The 17301-nt window shown below is 41.1% G+C and carries 11 protein-coding genes, 1 tRNA gene and 5 pseudogenes; 12 read left to right on the top strand and 5 right to left on the bottom strand.

All coding sequences use genetic code 11. From position 1 onward, the window contains the following. The first annotated feature begins 125 nt into the window (after positions 1-125). The 5 genes from KA717_14370 to hflX all read left to right on the top strand — a co-directional run bounded on the left by KA717_14370 (position 126) and on the right by hflX (position 3790). Positions 126-434, top strand: a complete 309-nt coding sequence (locus tag KA717_14370) for a hypothetical protein (protein ID UXE63667.1) — start codon at positions 126-128, stop codon at positions 432-434. A 25-nt stretch (positions 435-459) separates the two neighbouring features. Beyond that, positions 460-1014 (top strand): hypothetical protein, encoded by a 555-nt coding sequence (locus KA717_14365; GenBank protein UXE63666.1) that lies wholly within the window; start codon positions 460-462, stop codon positions 1012-1014. Positions 1015-1049: 35 nt separating this feature from the next. Continuing rightward, on the top strand, positions 1050-1295 hold the full coding sequence (locus KA717_14360) for a hypothetical protein (GenBank protein UXE63665.1): 246 nt from the start codon (positions 1050-1052) through the stop codon (positions 1293-1295). 18 nt (positions 1296-1313) lie between these two features. After that, positions 1314-1901: a hypothetical protein gene (locus KA717_14355; GenBank protein ID UXE63664.1), complete on the top strand. Its 588-nt coding sequence runs from the start codon at positions 1314-1316 to the stop codon at positions 1899-1901. A gap of 221 nt (positions 1902-2122) precedes the next feature. Beyond that, positions 2123-3790 (top strand): GTPase HflX, encoded by a 1668-nt coding sequence (gene hflX / locus KA717_14350; protein ID UXE63663.1) that lies wholly within the window; start codon positions 2123-2125, stop codon positions 3788-3790. A 319-nt stretch (positions 3791-4109) separates the two neighbouring features. Here the strand turns inward: hflX and KA717_14345 are convergent. The 4 pseudogenes from KA717_14345 to KA717_14330 all read right to left on the bottom strand — a co-directional run bounded on the left by KA717_14345 (position 4110) and on the right by KA717_14330 (position 8405). Then, a pseudogene (locus tag KA717_14345) lies at positions 4110-4817 on the bottom strand (transposase). A gap of 33 nt (positions 4818-4850) precedes the next feature. Beyond that, positions 4851-6132, bottom strand: a pseudogene (locus KA717_14340) (ISKra4 family transposase). An 86-nt stretch (positions 6133-6218) separates the two neighbouring features. Next, positions 6219-6870: pseudogene (locus tag KA717_14335) on the bottom strand (transposase). A gap of 280 nt (positions 6871-7150) precedes the next feature. After that, positions 7151-8405: pseudogene (locus KA717_14330) on the bottom strand (ISKra4 family transposase). 190 nt (positions 8406-8595) lie between these two features. On the opposite strand from KA717_14330, the gene KA717_14325 reads away from it, so the two are divergent. After that, the gene (locus KA717_14325) at positions 8596-8751 is read left to right on the top strand and encodes a hypothetical protein (protein UXE63662.1); all 156 of its coding nucleotides are present in this window, start codon (positions 8596-8598) and stop codon (positions 8749-8751) included. A 112-nt stretch (positions 8752-8863) separates the two neighbouring features. Here the strand turns inward: KA717_14325 and KA717_14320 are convergent. Beyond that, positions 8864-8936 (bottom strand) — tRNA-Thr (locus KA717_14320). A 121-nt stretch (positions 8937-9057) separates the two neighbouring features. Here KA717_14320 and KA717_14315 point away from each other — a divergent pair. From KA717_14315 to KA717_14290, 6 genes and pseudogenes are all read left to right on the top strand, one after another. Then, the gene (locus KA717_14315) at positions 9058-9309 is read left to right on the top strand and encodes a DUF3493 domain-containing protein (GenBank protein UXE63661.1); all 252 of its coding nucleotides are present in this window, start codon (positions 9058-9060) and stop codon (positions 9307-9309) included. Between the two features lie 195 nt (positions 9310-9504). Continuing rightward, a complete protein-coding gene (locus tag KA717_14310; protein ID UXE63660.1) occupies positions 9505-10395 on the top strand; it encodes an Hpt domain-containing protein in 891 nt (296 codons plus the stop codon). Between the two features lie 28 nt (positions 10396-10423). Further along, complete coding sequence (gene hpsP, locus KA717_14305; GenBank protein ID UXE63659.1) at positions 10424-11653, top strand: hormogonium polysaccharide biosynthesis glycosyltransferase HpsP; 1230 nt, start codon at positions 10424-10426, stop codon at positions 11651-11653. A 91-nt stretch (positions 11654-11744) separates the two neighbouring features. Next, the gene (locus KA717_14300; GenBank protein UXE64663.1) at positions 11745-12722 is read left to right on the top strand and encodes a vitamin K epoxide reductase family protein; all 978 of its coding nucleotides are present in this window, start codon (positions 11745-11747) and stop codon (positions 12720-12722) included. A 334-nt stretch (positions 12723-13056) separates the two neighbouring features. Beyond that, positions 13057-15357 (top strand): 1,4-alpha-glucan branching enzyme, encoded by a 2301-nt coding sequence (gene glgB / locus KA717_14295; GenBank protein UXE63658.1) that lies wholly within the window; start codon positions 13057-13059, stop codon positions 15355-15357. Positions 15358-15753: 396 nt separating this feature from the next. Beyond that, positions 15754-17091, top strand: a pseudogene (locus KA717_14290) (IS5 family transposase). The last annotated feature ends 210 nt before the right edge of the window (positions 17092-17301 follow it).

The following is a 17301-nucleotide window of genomic DNA, read 5'->3' as shown; positions in this document are numbered from 1 at the left end:
TTAATTTGCACAGAAGTCAGGCAAAAGTCCGACAAGCACCCACAAACTCAGACAGATACTCCAGCAGGATCTCTGACATCTATCAATTGCAATTGAAGATAGAGTTTCTATATGTAAAAGTTTTTATGACCCATTCAACACTTAAGAAACCCCAATTTTCTAAACCTGACCTTCAGGTTTTGCCCTCTGGCGGCGATAAGAAACCGCATATTGTTGATGTACAAACAGTTCGGGAAGCAATGCGGTATGCAATGGAACGACGTGCTGAAGCCCGTAAACGACTACTACTAGGCGACAGTGAAGAGCTTCCTGCCACAGAAAATGACAATCAGTTTCATATTGACCGTGAAACGGTTCGGGAAGCAATGCGTTATGCAATGGAACAACGCGCCAAAGCTAGAGAAGAAAGACTAAACAACTGGCGAGAAATTTAAACCGTATCCAGAAGATCAAGACATCATGGCGCAAGATCAACAAAACAAATCTTCTGATACTGACATTTTTCAGAGGCTTGTTCTTGGTGTGGATGAAAAGAGTCCTGATAGGTTTATAGGTATGCTTGCTTATGTCGAATGGAAACTAGAAACACTTAAGCATCCAGAAGTTTCAGGGAATTTCTGTACAGAACTTCACTTAAACGCCTATCGTGGAAGAGCTATCGACATTCTTGATAGTTATGCCTTTGGTATAGCAGAACGAGAACTAGGAAAACTGCTTCAAGACACAGAGATTCCAAAAGAGTTGAAACTTGTAGAAACTCGTCTTGCGCGAAGTATCAGTCAAGATTTAAAAGCGGTTGAGTCTCACTTAAATAGCCAGATAGAAACGAATGGCAAAACAAGTTTCTGGAAGCCAGTTTGGCAAAGTTATGTCGCCTCATGGATTTTTGTTGTTACATTTCCCATAGTTGCTGTTTTAGTTTGGAGTGCGTTGGATAACGGTAAATGGTTTAAAAATTGTTTAGAAACCTTACCTAAAACGTCTCAAGTTGAGCAAAACACGAATCAAAAATAATCTCATCCTCATTTATTAATTCTTCTTTTAAAACCATGCTAAAATCTCAAATTACAATCAATTCTCAATCTGAAATTGATCTCCAGACAACCGCTCAAAATCCAACAAGCTCAAAACCATCCGAGCTAACCCGACTGTCTAGTATGTCTTTAACAGAAGACACTGAGCCTCGTTTCCAACTCATTCACGGTAAGAGGCGGTTTATTCGGGTTGATGTAGAAAAAGCAAATCGAGCCTTGCGCCATGCCATCAAAAAACACGCTGATTTCTTTGAAGCTTAGTGTCGTTATCCTAAACCTATGCCAGAGGAAAATCAAGCTGACTATCGCTTTATTTGGGAAAAACTAGTTGTTCAACAGAGCGTGGAGAGTGAAGAACGACTTTGGGGAATGCTGGCTTACGCCAAATACAAATTGGAGAAAGATCGCTGGTTCACCAAAATTCCGAATCCTTCCCGTGAACAGATTGATGCTTTCCATGCACTTTATGATGATGAAAAACTGAATGAATTGATGCGCTCTGCCCAGCAAATTCTCTTGGATTATGCAGAAGAGTATGCAGAAGCTGAACTTCAGGAACAATTAGGACGTTATAAAAATGAAGTTTTGTCAACAGAATTACAAGGCGTTAAAAGTGAACTCACTCAAGAAATCAAAAAAACAAGAATTAACCTGACAAACCTATTTTTACCAATCGTACAAAGTATCGTCGCCTCAATTATTTTTGCAATTGGACTATTTGGTATTGCATTGCTTGTTCGTTTTTTAGCTCCCGATAGTAACCCAGGGCAATTAATCAAATTTTTCTTCGCTTCAGAGCAATATAAATTATGTGTAATTGATAAAACTAAGACTGACGGAGTAGATACAAAAAAATGCTTTCCATAATTTTTCAACAATGACTTCAGCCTATATCAATGATCCCACAGAGATACCCCAGATGGTGCGAGTTTCAGATGATCAGGAGTAAAATGAGATAATTCATATGGAATAAGTTAGGGGGCACTATCGAAACGATTTTTGGGAATTTACAGGGGCTTAAATCCAGTCAGGTTAAGCAGTTACAACGCCTTTATCATCAACGGTTACAGGGCGATCGCTTTACCACAGTGGAATTTGCTCAACGGTTGGGGGCAATTAGCACAGAAATTCAAGAGCCGATTTCGGTCTATGTGAATCGTCGGGGTCAAGTCATTCGGGTCGGTGTGGGAACGCCTCGTCAGACTCAGATACCGCCCTTGGAATTACCTCGTTATGGGGAAGAGCGGTTATCCGGCATTCGTTGTTTAACCACCAGTCCCCAGGGAGAACCACCGAAGGAATCCAGTTTGACCGCAATGGTTTTGCAACGGTTGGATGCGTTGATTGTTCTGGCTCTTACCGGAGAAGGCTTTGAGCGTCGAGGCGGGGGAGCAACAGGTTACATTAAAGAAGTTTATTTGGCTAATCTGTTACCTCAAACAGAAGTTAACAAAGACAGGCTAGAAGCCTATCCCACAAAGCAGATAAATAGTGGAACAGGCATCTTGCCTGTTTTAGAGAATTCCCCTTCGGCTAAAACCGCTTCCTATTGGCAAGTTTCCACCGCTTTAAATTTAGAGCATCTCAGTGAAGAGGATTTCTTAGAATTTGTTGAGAGCTTAGAGGCAGAATTTCGGCGAGAATTTGTTGCCCGTCAAGTTGAGGCGGATCAGGATCGCGTTTTATTAGTGGGTTTACAAACCGATAGTTTATCGGATCAGGTTTTTGAAGATGGTTTAGCAGAATTAATGCGCTTAGTGGATACGGCAGGTGGTCAAGTCCTAGAAATTGTGCGCCAAAAGCGATCGCGCCCCCATCCGCAAACCGTTATTGGTAGTGGAAAAGTCGAGGAAATTGCCCTAAGAGTACAAACAATGGGGGCCAATTTAGTGGCGTTTGATCGAGATTTATCGCCTTCTCAAATTCGCAATTTAGAAAGACAGATTGGAGTCAGAGTCATTGATCGAACCGAAGTCATTTTAGATATTTTTGCCCAACGCGCTCAGTCCAAAGCCGGAAAATTACAGGTAGAACTGGCTCAATTAGAGTATATGATGCCCCGTTTAACGGGTCGGGGTCAGGCCATGTCTCGCTTAGGTGGTGGTATCGGTACGCGGGGGCCAGGGGAAACTAAATTGGAAACGGAACGACGGGCGATTCAAAAACGCATTGCTAAATTGCAACAAGATGTTAATCAACTGCAATCTCACCGTTCTCGTCTCCGTCAACAGCGACAAAAACAAGAGGTTCCCAGTATTGCGATCATCGGTTATACCAATGCCGGAAAATCAACCTTAATTAATGCCCTAACTAAATCAGATATTTATGCGGCAGATCAACTTTTCGCGACCCTCGATCCGACAACCCGAAAGCTAAAAATTATCGATGCTCAGACTCAATCTTCTCAACTTTTGCTATTAACTGATACGGTGGGTTTTATCCATGAATTGCCTTCCTCCCTAGTAGATGCCTTTCGTGCCACCTTAGAAGAAGTAACGGAAGCCGACGCGCTTTTACAAGTTGTGGATTTATCTCATCCGGCTTGGCAAAGACAATTGGAATCTGTTGCAAATATTCTTGAGCAAATGCCCATCACCACCGGGCCAATGTTAATTGCCTTTAATAAAATTGATCAAGTCGAGAATGAAGCTTTAGAAATGGCAAAACAGAACTATTCCCAGGCTGTTTTCATTTCCGCGAGTCAGGGTTTTGGCCTAGAAACCTTAAAACAACGATTAATGCAGTTAGTTTCCTAAGTTGATCGAGATACGGAAGCCCTTGGTTCATCCAGTTTCAGGATAATTTACTAATCTGAATAGGACTTTGACATCCTCACCGCGCTGAAGCGACGGTGATTCCCATCTACCTAGGGCTTGCTGAAAAAGTCAAAAAACGAAAGAAATGTGGGTTAGGGAAGTATGGACTGAAAAAGCATAGATAACTTATCCTTATGGAAACAAATCAAAATACAGATTTTGTTTAATCTATTGTTCCTTTCTGTCTAAAAAGGTCAACACAAATCACTCCTCACAAAAGAGAGGAAAATTAACACCATTTTTCACAAGAAAAACGACTCTACAACTTTTTACTTTTTGTCTTCTGAAGTAGAGTAGAAAGATTCATTACCAAAAAGTTCATCGCAATTACCGTTTCCGAGGTCTCAGGTAGTTTGGCCATCACTCGACCAAGACTAAATTTCCTCTTTCCCTGTCCGAATTTACCCTCAATGGCATTACGCACTCTTTCATCTGAGCGTGCCTCTTTCTTTTTTTCTTTGCTCACCTCTTTCGGCGGTCTTCCCAATCGGGGACCACTCATTCTTATATCCCTTTCTTTACAATAAGCTCGATTCGCTTTTGTTCGATAGATTTTATCCACATGAACCGATTCCGGATAACATCCTGTTTCCCTTTTATATTCTTCTATTCGCGCTTGTAAATCTCCCGATTCGTTGTAATTATCCCAACTTAATTTGTCTAAGAAGACAAAGCCATTCACATTACTTGCCGATATTTTAGCTCCAAACTCTACTGCTTTTCCCGCTTTTCCACGCACTATTGGACGCACGTGAGGTTGGCTTACACTCACAATTCTGTTTTCTACTTTATTTGTCTTTTTTTCATACATTTCTAACTGTTGCTCATACACTTTTCCTATCGTTACAAGCTCTTCTTGCTCTTTTTTCGTTAGTTTTTCTAACTTTGCTCCCTCTTCTATCATTTTTTCTATATCAGACAAGTTTCTTTTTATATATCCTAGTTGTTTTTTTGTTCCTTTTCTTCGGGTGCGACCTTTAGTTGATAAAAGCTGTTGTAATCAGGGTTCTACAGGGAACCCATATTGATCAAGTTTTGCCCAAAATTGACTCCATCGTTCCTTGGTCAATACCAAAGCTCGTAGGCTCAAAATAATTCCTGCTCCTTTTTCCTTCCATCGCATCCCTGAACAACATAATCGTTGTTTGACCAACGTCTTACAAGCTGCTTCCGTAACACCTGAACCAATCGGATACTTTTTCTCTATGTATTCAGCATAATCCATTTGATGCTGATGATTCTCGTAATAAGTAATCGCCGCTTGTAGTTTCTCGGTAAGATTCTTAGAATGACTTTTTTCTTCTTTGACTTCTTTCATCAGATTTAGCAGTTCTCCTGCTTTTCCTTTTTCATGCTTGAGTTCTCGACAATTTTCAGTCAACCATTCTTTTTGTTTTGACACGGTATTCGGATGCAACGCTTCTGCCAAGGCACCTAAGTAACCAGAGGCATGATAGAAATCTAATATCTGTTCTTCCGTTTGCTTTTCTAAAAACTTCCAATTTGATTCTGCCCCGTCTGCTATCCCGACCAATGTTGCCTCTGGATAACGGTTTTTCGCTCGCTCAATTTCTCTTTCTAATCTTTCTAGAAAACTCTTTTTTCCATACTCTGGTGCCGCACCTAGATAGATTGTAGGTTGACGTTCGCCTTCACTATCGTATAGGGAAACGGTTCCCACCATTGCTTCACGGTAGCCATCCTCACACATCAGCATACAGGTTCCATCTAATCCTATTCCCACTGTTGCAATTTGGCTATCCTCCTTGGGCGGGGCATAACTCCACGCTTCTTCTTTTGCCTGTACCACACTTCCTACTGCTTCACTCAATCTTTGGATATAGGATAGCGCTACTTTTCTACCATGATTTTCTAATAAATCATTTTTCACCTCTTTGCCTGCCATCCCTGACATTTTTGAGGATACCTGTTTTGCCAATAATGGCGTTGATGTTATGATTATCCTTGCTTCTCTTTCTAAGGGGCAATACGTTTTTCCTCAAAGGTGAACGCTGATATACATGACGATTCACTATAACCTCACCATAAGGTGTTTGATATTCTTTCGGTTGCTCTCCCTTACTCTTCCAGATTTCTTCACCGATTTTTAAGGGTGAACCATCTGTATCTAAATATTTCAAGGCTTCTTTGCTGGCGATGCAACCTACTTCGTTTAAGCCTTTTTGAATATTTATTTCTGTATCCAACATTGAACGACTGAGTTCTAATGTTAGTTCTATTTTTATCTTTGAACCCTCTACATTAATTAGTTTTGCTGTCATCATTGTTTCCTCTTTGTCACTTTTCATCCCATGTTAACACTTTTCTTTTCCTTCATCAACTAAAGGTCACACCCTTTTCTTCTTTCTTTTTTTGACACACGACGTTTTTTTGCTATGGCTAAGTACTCTTTTCTTGCCACTTCCCTATAAGTCCTCGGCTTTTCTTTCCTTTTCTCTTTTATTTCTTCATACAGCTTATCTATTATTTTTTCTGTTTTTTCTCTGGCATCATTCAATATTCCTATATCCGTTGGATATTTTATATCTGCTGGTGTACAAGTCGCATCTAACAATAACTTTCCTTCATTTTCTTTTTTTTCTGACGCTACACCCGTCGCTTTTTTTTCTATTTCTTTATTAATTTTATTTATTTATTAATTCCATTCCTATTTTTTTACGAAAATGAACCATCATTGACGCATTAAATGCTTCTTTGCTACTATAGCTTTCCATTCCTATAAAGTACTGTAAATAAGGGTTCTCTTTTATTTGTTCTACTGTTTCTCTGTCACTTTTTCCTGAAATTTCTTTGATAATTAATGCTCCTAATGCCATTCTAAATGATTTGGCTGGGGCTCCTTTTTTTTCTGTGAAGTTTTTTGCATATTCTTCCTCATATTCTTCCCAGGGAATCATTTTTGACATTTCTATCCAACGATTTTCTTCGTCTAACTGCCCGCCGAACAGATTTTTCAAGTTTTCTGGTGTTTCAATTGAGTACTGTTGCTTTCGGTACATCTGCTTTCTCTCTTCTTAATGCAATGGTTTTGAGGCATTCTACCCTATTTTCGTGCATTCTAGCGGTTCTTAATTCGCCTACTATTTTTCTCCGTAAAGGTTTCAGCTTTTTTCAGCAAGCCCTACCTAAATTAAAGTCAATTGAATAGGTAATAGGCGGGTTGACACTTCATCGGAAGCAACTAGCAAGCTAGATTTACGCCGTCCTCCATGTCCGTTTTGAGTCTCGGAAAGCCCTCCCGCGACGGGTGCGACCTTTAGTTGATAAAAGCTGTTGTAATCAGGGTTCTACAGGGAACCCATATTGATCAAGTTTTGCCCAAAATTGACTCCATCGTTCCTTGGTCAATACCAAAGCTCGTAGGCTCAAAATAATTCCTGCTCCTTTTTCCTTCCATCGCATCCCTGAACAACATAATCGTTGTTTGACCAACGTCTTACAAGCTGCTTCCGTAACACCTGAACCAATCGGATACTTTTTCTCTATGTATTCAGCATAATCCATTTGATGCTGATGATTCTCGTAATAAGTAATCGCCGCTTGTAGTTTCTCGGTAAGATTCTTAGAATGACTTTTTTCTTCTTTGACTTCTTTCATCAGATTTAGCAGTTCTCCTGCTTTTCCTTTTTCATGCTTGAGTTCTCGACAATTTTCAGTCAACCATTCTTTTTGTTTTGACACTGTATTCGGATGCAACGCTTCTGCCAAGGCACCTAAGTAACTAGAGGCATGATAGAAATCTAATATCTGTTCTTCCGTTTGCTTTTCTAAAAACTTCCAATTTGATTCTGCCCCGTCTGCTATCCCGACCAATGTTGCCTCTGGATAACGGTTTTTCGCTCGCTCAATTTCTCTTTCTAATCTTTCTAGAAAACTCTTTTTTCCATACTCTGGTGCCGCACCTAGATAGATTGTATGTTGACGTTCGCCTTCACTATCGTATAGGGAAACGGTTCCCACCATTGCTTCACGGTAGCCATCTAATCCTATTCCCACTGTTGCAATTTGGCTATCCTCCTTGGGCGGGGCATAACTCCACGCTTCTTCTTTTGCCTGTACCACACTTCCTACTGCTTCACTCAATCTTTGGATATAGGATAGCGCTACTTTTCTACCATGATTTTCTAATAAATCATTTTTCACCTCTTTGCCTGCCATCCCTGACATTTTTGAGGATACCTGTTTTGCCAATAATGGCGTTGATGTTATGATTATCCTTGCTTCTCTTTCTAAGGGGCAATACGTTTTTCCTCAAAGGTGAACGCTGATATACATGACGATTCACTATAACCTCACCATAAGGTGTTTGATATTCTTTCGGTTGCTCTCCCTTACTCTTCCAGATTTCTTCACCGATTTTTAAGGGTGAACCATCTGTATCTAAATATTTCAAGGCTTCTTTGCTGGCGATGCAACCTACTTCGTTTAAGCCTTTTTGAATATTTATTTCTGTATCCAACATTGAACGACTGAGTTCTAATGTTAGTTCTATTTTTATCTTTGAACCCTCTACATTAATTAGTTTTGCTGTCATCATTGTTTCCTCTTTGTCACTTTTCATCTCATGTTAACACTTTTCTTTTTCTTCATCAACTAAAGGTCACGCCCCCCGCGACCCGCGACCTTGATATTCTTGGCGGCATTTACGTCTCTGTCGTGGATTTCCCCACAAAAAAGACAAGTCCATTCCCAGAAATGTTCTTGCTGTAAATTTTTCGTTGATTATGTCTGATGTTATCACGGAAGTCTTATCATCCCTTTTGACAGGAAAAGCTATCAACGAATTATTTACAGGTAGAAATGAACTTGTTAATCCCGTTGAATTTTACCCCATATTACGCGAACTAAAACCTGAAACCCTTGCTACAGCGCAAATTTAGAATTGCTGACCACTACTATCGAATCACTACCCCCAATTTTTCTCTTTTTCTCGACTCCCTACATTTTTTGTCCTGTACTTAGGAAATCTACAGTTAAACTAAATTTAGATTAAGCTAGATAGGGGACTCGAACCCCTGACCCCATCATTACGAATGACGTGCTCTACCAACTGAGCTAATCTAGCGTAGGTTTTATTTGCGTTCCAGCATACTTCTGAAAAGACCTCAGTTTTTCTGCCAAAGAGACATTGTAACTCAGAAGGGCAATTTTTATTCGGTCGTTGATCAACAAAATCTTTAAGCAATATGGTTAAACCTTCCCCAAAGCAACTGTCCCCTGAAAAATATGCTCGCTTACGGGCTGAGGCAAAGGCTCCCTATAAAGGATTACGCCAATTTTTGTATTTAGGATTAGGTCTTTCTGCCACAATTGGGGCTGGAATCTTTTTCTTGCAATTTCTAGCTGGACGGGATTCGATCGCCATCTTGCCCAATTTAGGGTTACAGGTGGGAGTTGCGGCTCTGATGTTCTGGCTTTTTCGGCGAGAAGCTCGCTAACCAAAAGATTTAACAAATTGTTAATGATTGTCAAGGGCACAAGTCCTTTTCCGTCAGGGTTTGAGCCTTTGTTAAAATTCTGTAAACTAAAATTGATGCTTTTTGGAGAAGATTAGGGCATTCTATTAGTTAACCTATTCCCCTGCTTAACCAGGGAATCTAGCGGTAGTTCGGTTGCAATGGAGGACAAACCCCTTGGATCAGCAAAGAATCCTCGGCTACTTTATTGAAGAGGCGAAAGAACATTTAGAAACCTTAGAGCGAGGTATTCTGGAACTCTCTTCAGTCATGGAAGATACGGAACGTGTGAATGAAATGTTTCGGGCGGCTCACTCCATTAAAGGGGGCGCAGCCATGCTGGGTTACAGCAGTATTCAAAAAATTGCCCACCGTTTAGAGGATGCTTTCAAGATTCTCAAAGAAAATCGGGTAGTAGTGGATCAAAAGCTCGAATCCCTATTTCTCAAAGGTTACGATGTTCTACAGGATTTAGTTGAAAAATTACAGGGACCCTTCGGATTGCAATCAGAGGAAGCAGAATCCATTGTTGAAGGTGCTAATAACAATTTTATAGAACTTCAGCATTATCTTAGTCAGTTATTAAGTGAGGAAATGGTGGCAATTCCGGCCTCCAATCTATCTTTACTGAAAGAACCCCTCGAAGAGCTTCCTGTTCAAATTAAGTCGATCCTGCGGCAAATGCTACAGATCTTTAAGCAAAACCCTTCCCCCGCTAATCGCCAACAACTACAGCATCACTGTGGAGATTTGCTTAAACTGGCTGCCAATCAAAACAACTGGCAACAGTTAGTCAAAACGGCGGAGGCCGCGATCGCCAATCCCCGTCATTCTTACCGTACCTTAGCACCCGTTGTACTAAAAGATCTCAAGCAAGGCTGTGATTACCTCGAATTGGAGCAGGGACAGAAAATAGCGGTGAGCCAAGGGTTACAGCAATTAGCTAATGCTCAAACTCCCCAAATTCTCCTGCCTGCCGATCCCAATTCTGCGGCTAATATTCTGTTACAGGTTTTTAATCAACAACAGGTTAAGCAATTAGTTCAACTCCTGTCCCAGCAAAGATAATGAGAGAGGCGATCGCCTGGACAAGCATTTGAAAATTTTACAGATTATTCCCTCTATTTCCCTGATCTATGGTGGCCCCAGTCAAATGGTCAGAGGTTTGTCGGCTGCGTTGGCCGAGCAAGGTGTTTATGTCACCATTTTAACTACCAATAGCAATGGAGACTTTGGACAATTACCCCTATCTGTCCCCTTAGCCCAGCCGCTAGAGGAGCAAGGTTACGAGGTGATTTACTTTAACTGTTCTCCCTTTCGTCGCTACAAATTTTCCCTGGGACTTTTAAACTGGTTATGGCATCATGGCCAGGATTACGATCTGGCCCATATTCATGCTCTTTTTTCTCCCATTAGCACGGCTGCGGCCACTCTTTGTCGCCTCAGAAAGTTACCCTATATTTTGCGCCCATTAGGAACATTAGATCCTTTAGATTTAAGGAAAAAACAAGCTCTTAAAAAAATTTATGGCAACCTATTAGAACGTCCTAATCTACAGGGAGCCGCCGCCATTCATTTCACTACCCAACAAGAAGCAGATGTGTCGGAACGTTATGGCACCAATAGTCCTGCGATTATCCTGCCGTTGGGAGTCACTCCCCCTAGTTTGTCTGACTTAGAACCTTTTCCCCTTCCTATTATCGAAGCAACTGATAACCAGATTCCCACTCTTTTATTTTTGTCACGAATTGATCCTAAAAAAGGCTTAGAACTTTTAATTTCGGCCTTGGAAAATTTGAAAAAAGTAGGGGCTAATTTTCACTTTATTCTGGCAGGTTCTAATCCCCAAGATCCCGATTACGAACAACAAATTTTAGCCCAAGTCCAAGCTTCGACCATTGCAACAGATACGGCGATCGCTGGTTTTGTCGAGGGAGAGGCTAAGTGGCATTTATTAAAGCAGGCAGATCTCTTAATTTTGCCGTCCTATTACGAAAATTTTGGCATTGTCGTCGCTGAAGCTATGGCTGTCGGAACGCCGGTATTGATATCCGATCAGGTTTACATTTGGCCCGCCGTTAAAGCCGCCGAAGCCGGTTGGATTAGCTCCTGTAGTATTCAGTCTCTTACAGAACAGATTCAAGTAGCCCTCAAAGATCCCCAAGAACTCAAAAGACGGGGGCAAAATGCTCAAAGATTAGCAAGTGAACAATATACCTGGCCAGCGATCGCCGCCCAAACAATCACGACTTATCAAAGCCTTCTACAAAAACTCCACCAGCCAGAGAAAAATTGTGCCGAGGCTCCTATCCAAACACCGCCATAGCCTAGACCTCGAAACTCTCCTAAAAACTGTAAACTATTAACATCAAGCCGCTTTTGCCTTGGATGTACTTTCTCCAGTTTCTCTTATTGTTATGATTCGCCGCCGTTCTGTCCCCTGGATTCATCGCTACTCCCGTTTCATCATGGGTGCGATCGCTGTTATTGGCGCATTACTCACTGCCTATCTAACAGTTGTCTCCTTCACTGGAGGGACAACGGCCTGCCCTGTCAATCAAGCCACTGGTGTCTCTGGCTGTGATCAAGTCCTACAAAGTTCCTATGCCAAAGTATTTGGACTTCCCCTCAGTCTTTTTGGCCTCTTAGCTTACCTGGCAATGATTATTTTTGCCCTGAGTCCTTTTCTCATTAACGCCGAAAACAATAAGAAACAACGCAACCAACTCGAAGAAACAACCGGACGAATGCTACTGATTGGCGGGACAGCCATGGCCGTCTTTAGCGGCTATCTAATGTATATTTCCTTCTTTAAGCTTCATGAAGCTTGTTTATATTGTTTAACATCCGCTACCTGTTCTCTGGCATTATTTATCTTGTCAGTCATTGGACGAGAGTGGGAAGAAATGAGTCAAGTATTTTTTACCGGCATTGTTGTGGCCATGATAACCCTGGTCGGCTCCCTAGGATTATATGCCCAGGCTGAAGGCGGAAAAGTCGCGTTAGGAGGAAAAACACCCATTCCCGAAGCCCAAACCCAACCTCAACCCCCTCATGGTTGGGAAATTACCACGGTTTCTGGCCCGGCAGAACTGGAACTAGCCAAATATCTCAAAACCTCAGGGGCCAAAATGTATGGAGCCTTCTGGTGTCCCCACTGCCATGAACAAAAGCAACTGCTTGGTAAAGCCGCCTTCAAGCAAATTAACTATATTGAATGTGATCCCAACGGTGCTAATCCGAAGACCCAAGCCTGCATAGACGCTAAAATCCAATCCTTTCCGACCTGGGAAATCAAAGGTAAATTGGAATCGGGTGTTAAACTGCCTGAAAAACTGGGAGAGCTAACCGGTTACAAAGGCTCCAAGAATTTCAAATACACTATGCCTTATTAGGTTCAGCTTTTCTAGCTCATCCTATAGCAGTACTTACACTGGTGGGTTTATTGAGACCTGTGAGGTACATCAAAAGCTCAACTAACAGGGGGCTTTAGCCCCTTGAGTGTACCTCAGACGACTAAATATCGTTAATAGTATCTGCAAATAATTAAGATCAAAACGTTTCAATTTCCCAGTCCCAAAGATTGAATCTGGGAAAAAGAGGCTGGCGGATCGAAAATCTGCCCCCTAGGTGGAAAATCCTGAAAAGTGTGTAAAGTATATATAACTTTTATAAGGGTTCGCCCCCATTTAAATTATCAGCCCGCCTTTTAGTCATAGAAAAAGCCGAATGTCCAGCACGATAAGCCCAGACCAAGTTAATCAAATTGTCTATAATCTTCATCATAATCCCTTTGAAGTTCTTGGCAGTCATCCTCTAGAAGATAATGGAATCATAAAGCAATGGGTGATTAGAGCCTATTTACCAACTGCTCAGGCAGCTTCGGTATTAATTCCCACCGAGCTTCAAGAGATCCCCATGCAATCCGTTCACCATCCTCATTTTTTTGAATGTGTGTTGGATGCTCCGAGCCTGGCTAACTACCAGTTACGACTCAAAGAAGGAGAACATGAACGGGTCATCTATGATCCCTACGCCTTTCGATCGCCGAAATTAACCGAATTTGACCTACACGTCTTTGGAGAAGGCAACCATCATCGCATCTATGAGAAACTAGGGGCGCATTTGATGGAAGTTGATGGCATTCAAGGAGTCTATTTTGCCGTCTGGGCCCCCAATGCCCGTAATGTTTCCCTTTTGGGAGACTTTAATAATTGGGATGGTCGTCTGCACCAAATGCGGAAAAATAACAACATGGTCTGGGAGATCTTTATTCCCGAACTGGGTATTGGTGCCAAATATAAATATGAAATTAAAAATTGGGAAGGACATATCTACGAAAAATCCGACCCCTATGGTTTTTATCAAGAAGTACGTCCTAAAACTGCTTCTATTGTCACTGACCTAGATAACTATCAATGGCGTGATCAGGACTGGTTAGAGCAACGCCGTAATACTGACCCCCTCACTAAACCCGTTTCTGTCTATGAACTGCATTTAGGTTCCTGGCTGCATACAAGTACATCAGAAACCCCTCATTATTTAACGGGAGAGGGAGATGCGGTAGAGGTATCAGAATGGAATACGGGAGCGCGATTTCTCACCTATTACGAATTAGTGGATAAACTCATTCCTTACGTGAAAGAATTGGGCTTTACTCACATTGAGTTATTACCGATCGCCGAACATCCTTTCGATGGCTCCTGGGGTTATCAAGTGACGGGTTATTATGCCCCCACCTCCCGCTATGGTAGTCCAGAAGATTTTATGTACTTTGTTGATCAATGTCACCTCAATGGTTTAGGGGTGTTGGTGGATTGGGTACCAGGACATTTTCCCAAGGACGGGCATGGATTAGCCTTTTTTGATGGTACACACCTCTACGAACATGAAGATCCTCGCAAAGGTGAGCATAAAGAATGGGGAACGCTGATTTTTAACTATGGCCGCAATGAAGTTCGTAACTTTCTCGTGGCCAATGCTCTTTTCTGGTTTGACAAGTACCATATTGACGGAATTCGCGTTGATGCTGTGGCTTCCATGCTCTATATGGACTACTGTCGCAAACCAGGGGAATGGGTGACTAATCAGTATGGAGGACGGGAAAATCTGGAAGCGGCGGACTTCCTGCGTCAAGTCAATAGTCTGCTGTTTGGTTATTTTCCAGGTGTTTTGTCTATTGCTGAAGAATCAACTTCCTGGCCAATGGTTTCCTGGCCCACCTATGTGGGAGGCTTAGGTTTCAACCTGAAATGGAACATGGGCTGGATGCACGATATGCTCGACTATTTCAGCATGGATCCCTGGTTCCGCCAATTTCATCAAAATAATGTCACCTTTAGTATGTGGTACAACCACAGTGAAAACTATATGTTGGCCTTATCCCACGATGAAGTGGTACATGGCAAGAGCAATATGCTGGGTAAAATGCCAGGCGATGAGTGGCAAAAATTTGCGAATGTACGCGCTCTCTTTACCTATATGTTTACTCACCCTGGCAAGAAAACCCTGTTTATGAGCATGGAATTTGGGCAATGGGGAGAATGGAATGTTTGGGCAGATCTAGAGTGGCATTTGTTGCAGTACGAGCCACACCAACAGTTAAAACAATTCTTCACCGAACTGAATGCACTCTATCGTAGTGAACCGGCTCTCTATTCCAAGGATTTTCAGGAAGAAGGTTTCCAGTGGATTGACTGTAGCGATACCCGTCACAGTGTTGTTTCTTTTCTGCGTCGAGGCAGTGATCCGGATGAATTTGTGGTGGCGGTCTGTAACTTCACGCCCCAACCCCATAGTCATTATCGGATTGGTGTTCCTGTTGCCGGTTTTTACACGGAGTTATTTAACAGTGATGCCCGTCAATATGGTGGTAGTAATTTGGGAAATTTAGGGGGTAAGTGGTCAGAGGAATGGTCTTTTCATGGAATGCCCTATTCCCTTGATCTTTGTTTACCTCCCTTAGCGGTCTTGGTCTTTAAGTTAGATCTCGCTAAATCGGCCCAAGCTCTAGCTGCCTTGGCTGTTTAACCAAAAGGCGATCGCCGATTAATTGATAGTTAATAATAAATAGTTGATAATTATCCATTGTCCATTCTCAATTATCCATTAAAAAAGCGATCGCCGATTAATTGATAGTTAATAATGAATAGTTGATAATTATCCATTGTCCATTCTCAATTATCCATTAAAAAAGCGATCGCCGATTAATTGATAGTTAATAATGAATAGTTGATAATTATCCATTGTCCATTCTCAATTATCCATTAAAAAAGCGATCACCCCTGTTATCTCCTTTAACTAGGGCTTGCTGAAAAAAGCTGAGACCTTTACGGAGAAAAATAGTAGGCGAATTAAGAACCGCTAGAATGCACGAAAATAGGGTAGAATGCCTCAAAACCATTGCATTAAGAAGAGAGAAAGCAGATGTACCGAAAGCAACAGTACTCAATTGAAACACCAGAAAACTTGAAAAATCTGTTCGGCGGGCAGTTAGACGAAGAAAATCGTTGGATAGAAATGTCAAAAATGATTCTTTGGGAAGAATATGAGGAAGAATATGCAAAAAACTTCACAGAAAAAAAAGGAGCCCCAGCCAAATCATTTAGAATGGCATTAGGAGCATTAATTATCAAAGAAATTTCAGGAAAAAGTGACAGAGAAACAGTAGAACAAATAAAAGAGAACCCTTATTTACAGTACTTTATAGGAATGGAAAGCTATAGTAGCAAAGAAGCATTTAATGCGTCAATGATGGTTCATTTTCGTAAAAAAATAGGAATGGAATTAATAAATAAAATTAATAAAGAAATAGAAAAAAAAGCGACGGGTGTAGCGTCAGAAAAAAAAGAAAATGAAGGAAAGTTATTGTTAGATGCGACTTGTACACCAGCAGATATAAAATATCCAACGGATATAGGAATATTGAATGATGCCAGAGAAAAAACAGAAAAAATAATAGATAAGCTGTATGAAGAAATAAAAGAGAAAAGGAAAGAAAAGCCGAGGACTTATAGGGAAGTGGCAAGAAAAGAGTACTTAGCCATAGCAAAAAAACGTCGTGTGTCAAAAAAAGAAAGAAGAAAAGGAACAAAAAAACAACTAGGATATATAAAAAGAAACTTGTCTGATATAGAAAAAATGATAGAAGAGGGAGCAAAGTTAGAAAAACTAACGAAAAAAGAGCAAGAAGAGCTTGTAACGATAGGAAAAGTGTATGAGCAACAGTTAGAAATGTATGAAAAAAAGACAAATAAAGTAGAAAACAGAATTGTGAGTGTAAGCCAACCTCACGTGCGTCCAATAGTGCGTGGAAAAGCGGGAAAAGCAGTAGAGTTTGGAGCTAAAATATCGGCAAGTAATGTGAATGGCTTTGTCTTCTTAGACAAATTAAGTTGGGATAATTACAACGAATCGGGAGATTTACAAGCGCGAATAGAAGAATATAAAAGGGAAACAGGATGTTATCCGGAATCGGTTCATGTGGATAAAATCTATCGAACAAAAGCGAATCGAGCTTATTGTAAAGAAAGGGATATAAGAATGAGTGGTCCCCGATTGGGAAGACCGCCGAAAGAGGTGAGCAAAGAAAAAAAGAAAGAGGCACGCTCAGATGAAAGAGTGCGTAATGCCATTGAGGGTAAATTCGGACAGGGAAAGAGGAAATTTAGTCTTGGTCGAGTGATGGCCAAACTACCTGAGACCTCGGAAACGGTAATTGCGATGAACTTTTTGGTAATGAATCTTTCTACTCTACTTCAGAAGACAAAAAGTAAAAAGTTGTAGAGTCGTTTTTCTTGTGAAAAATGGTGTTAATTTTCCTCTCTTTTGTGAGGAGTGATTTGTGTTGACCTTTTTAGACAGAAAGGAACAATAGATTAAACAAAATCTGTATTTTGATTTGTTTCCATAAGGATAAGTTATCTATGCTTTTTCAGTCCATACTTCCCTAACCCACATTTCTTTCGTTTTTTG

Origin of the sequence: Woronichinia naegeliana WA131, from assembly GCA_025370055.1 — a bacterium.
GTDB lineage: Bacteria > Cyanobacteriota > Cyanobacteriia > Cyanobacteriales > Microcystaceae > Woronichinia > Woronichinia naegeliana.
This window is presented reverse-complemented; position numbering and strand designations above follow the sequence as displayed.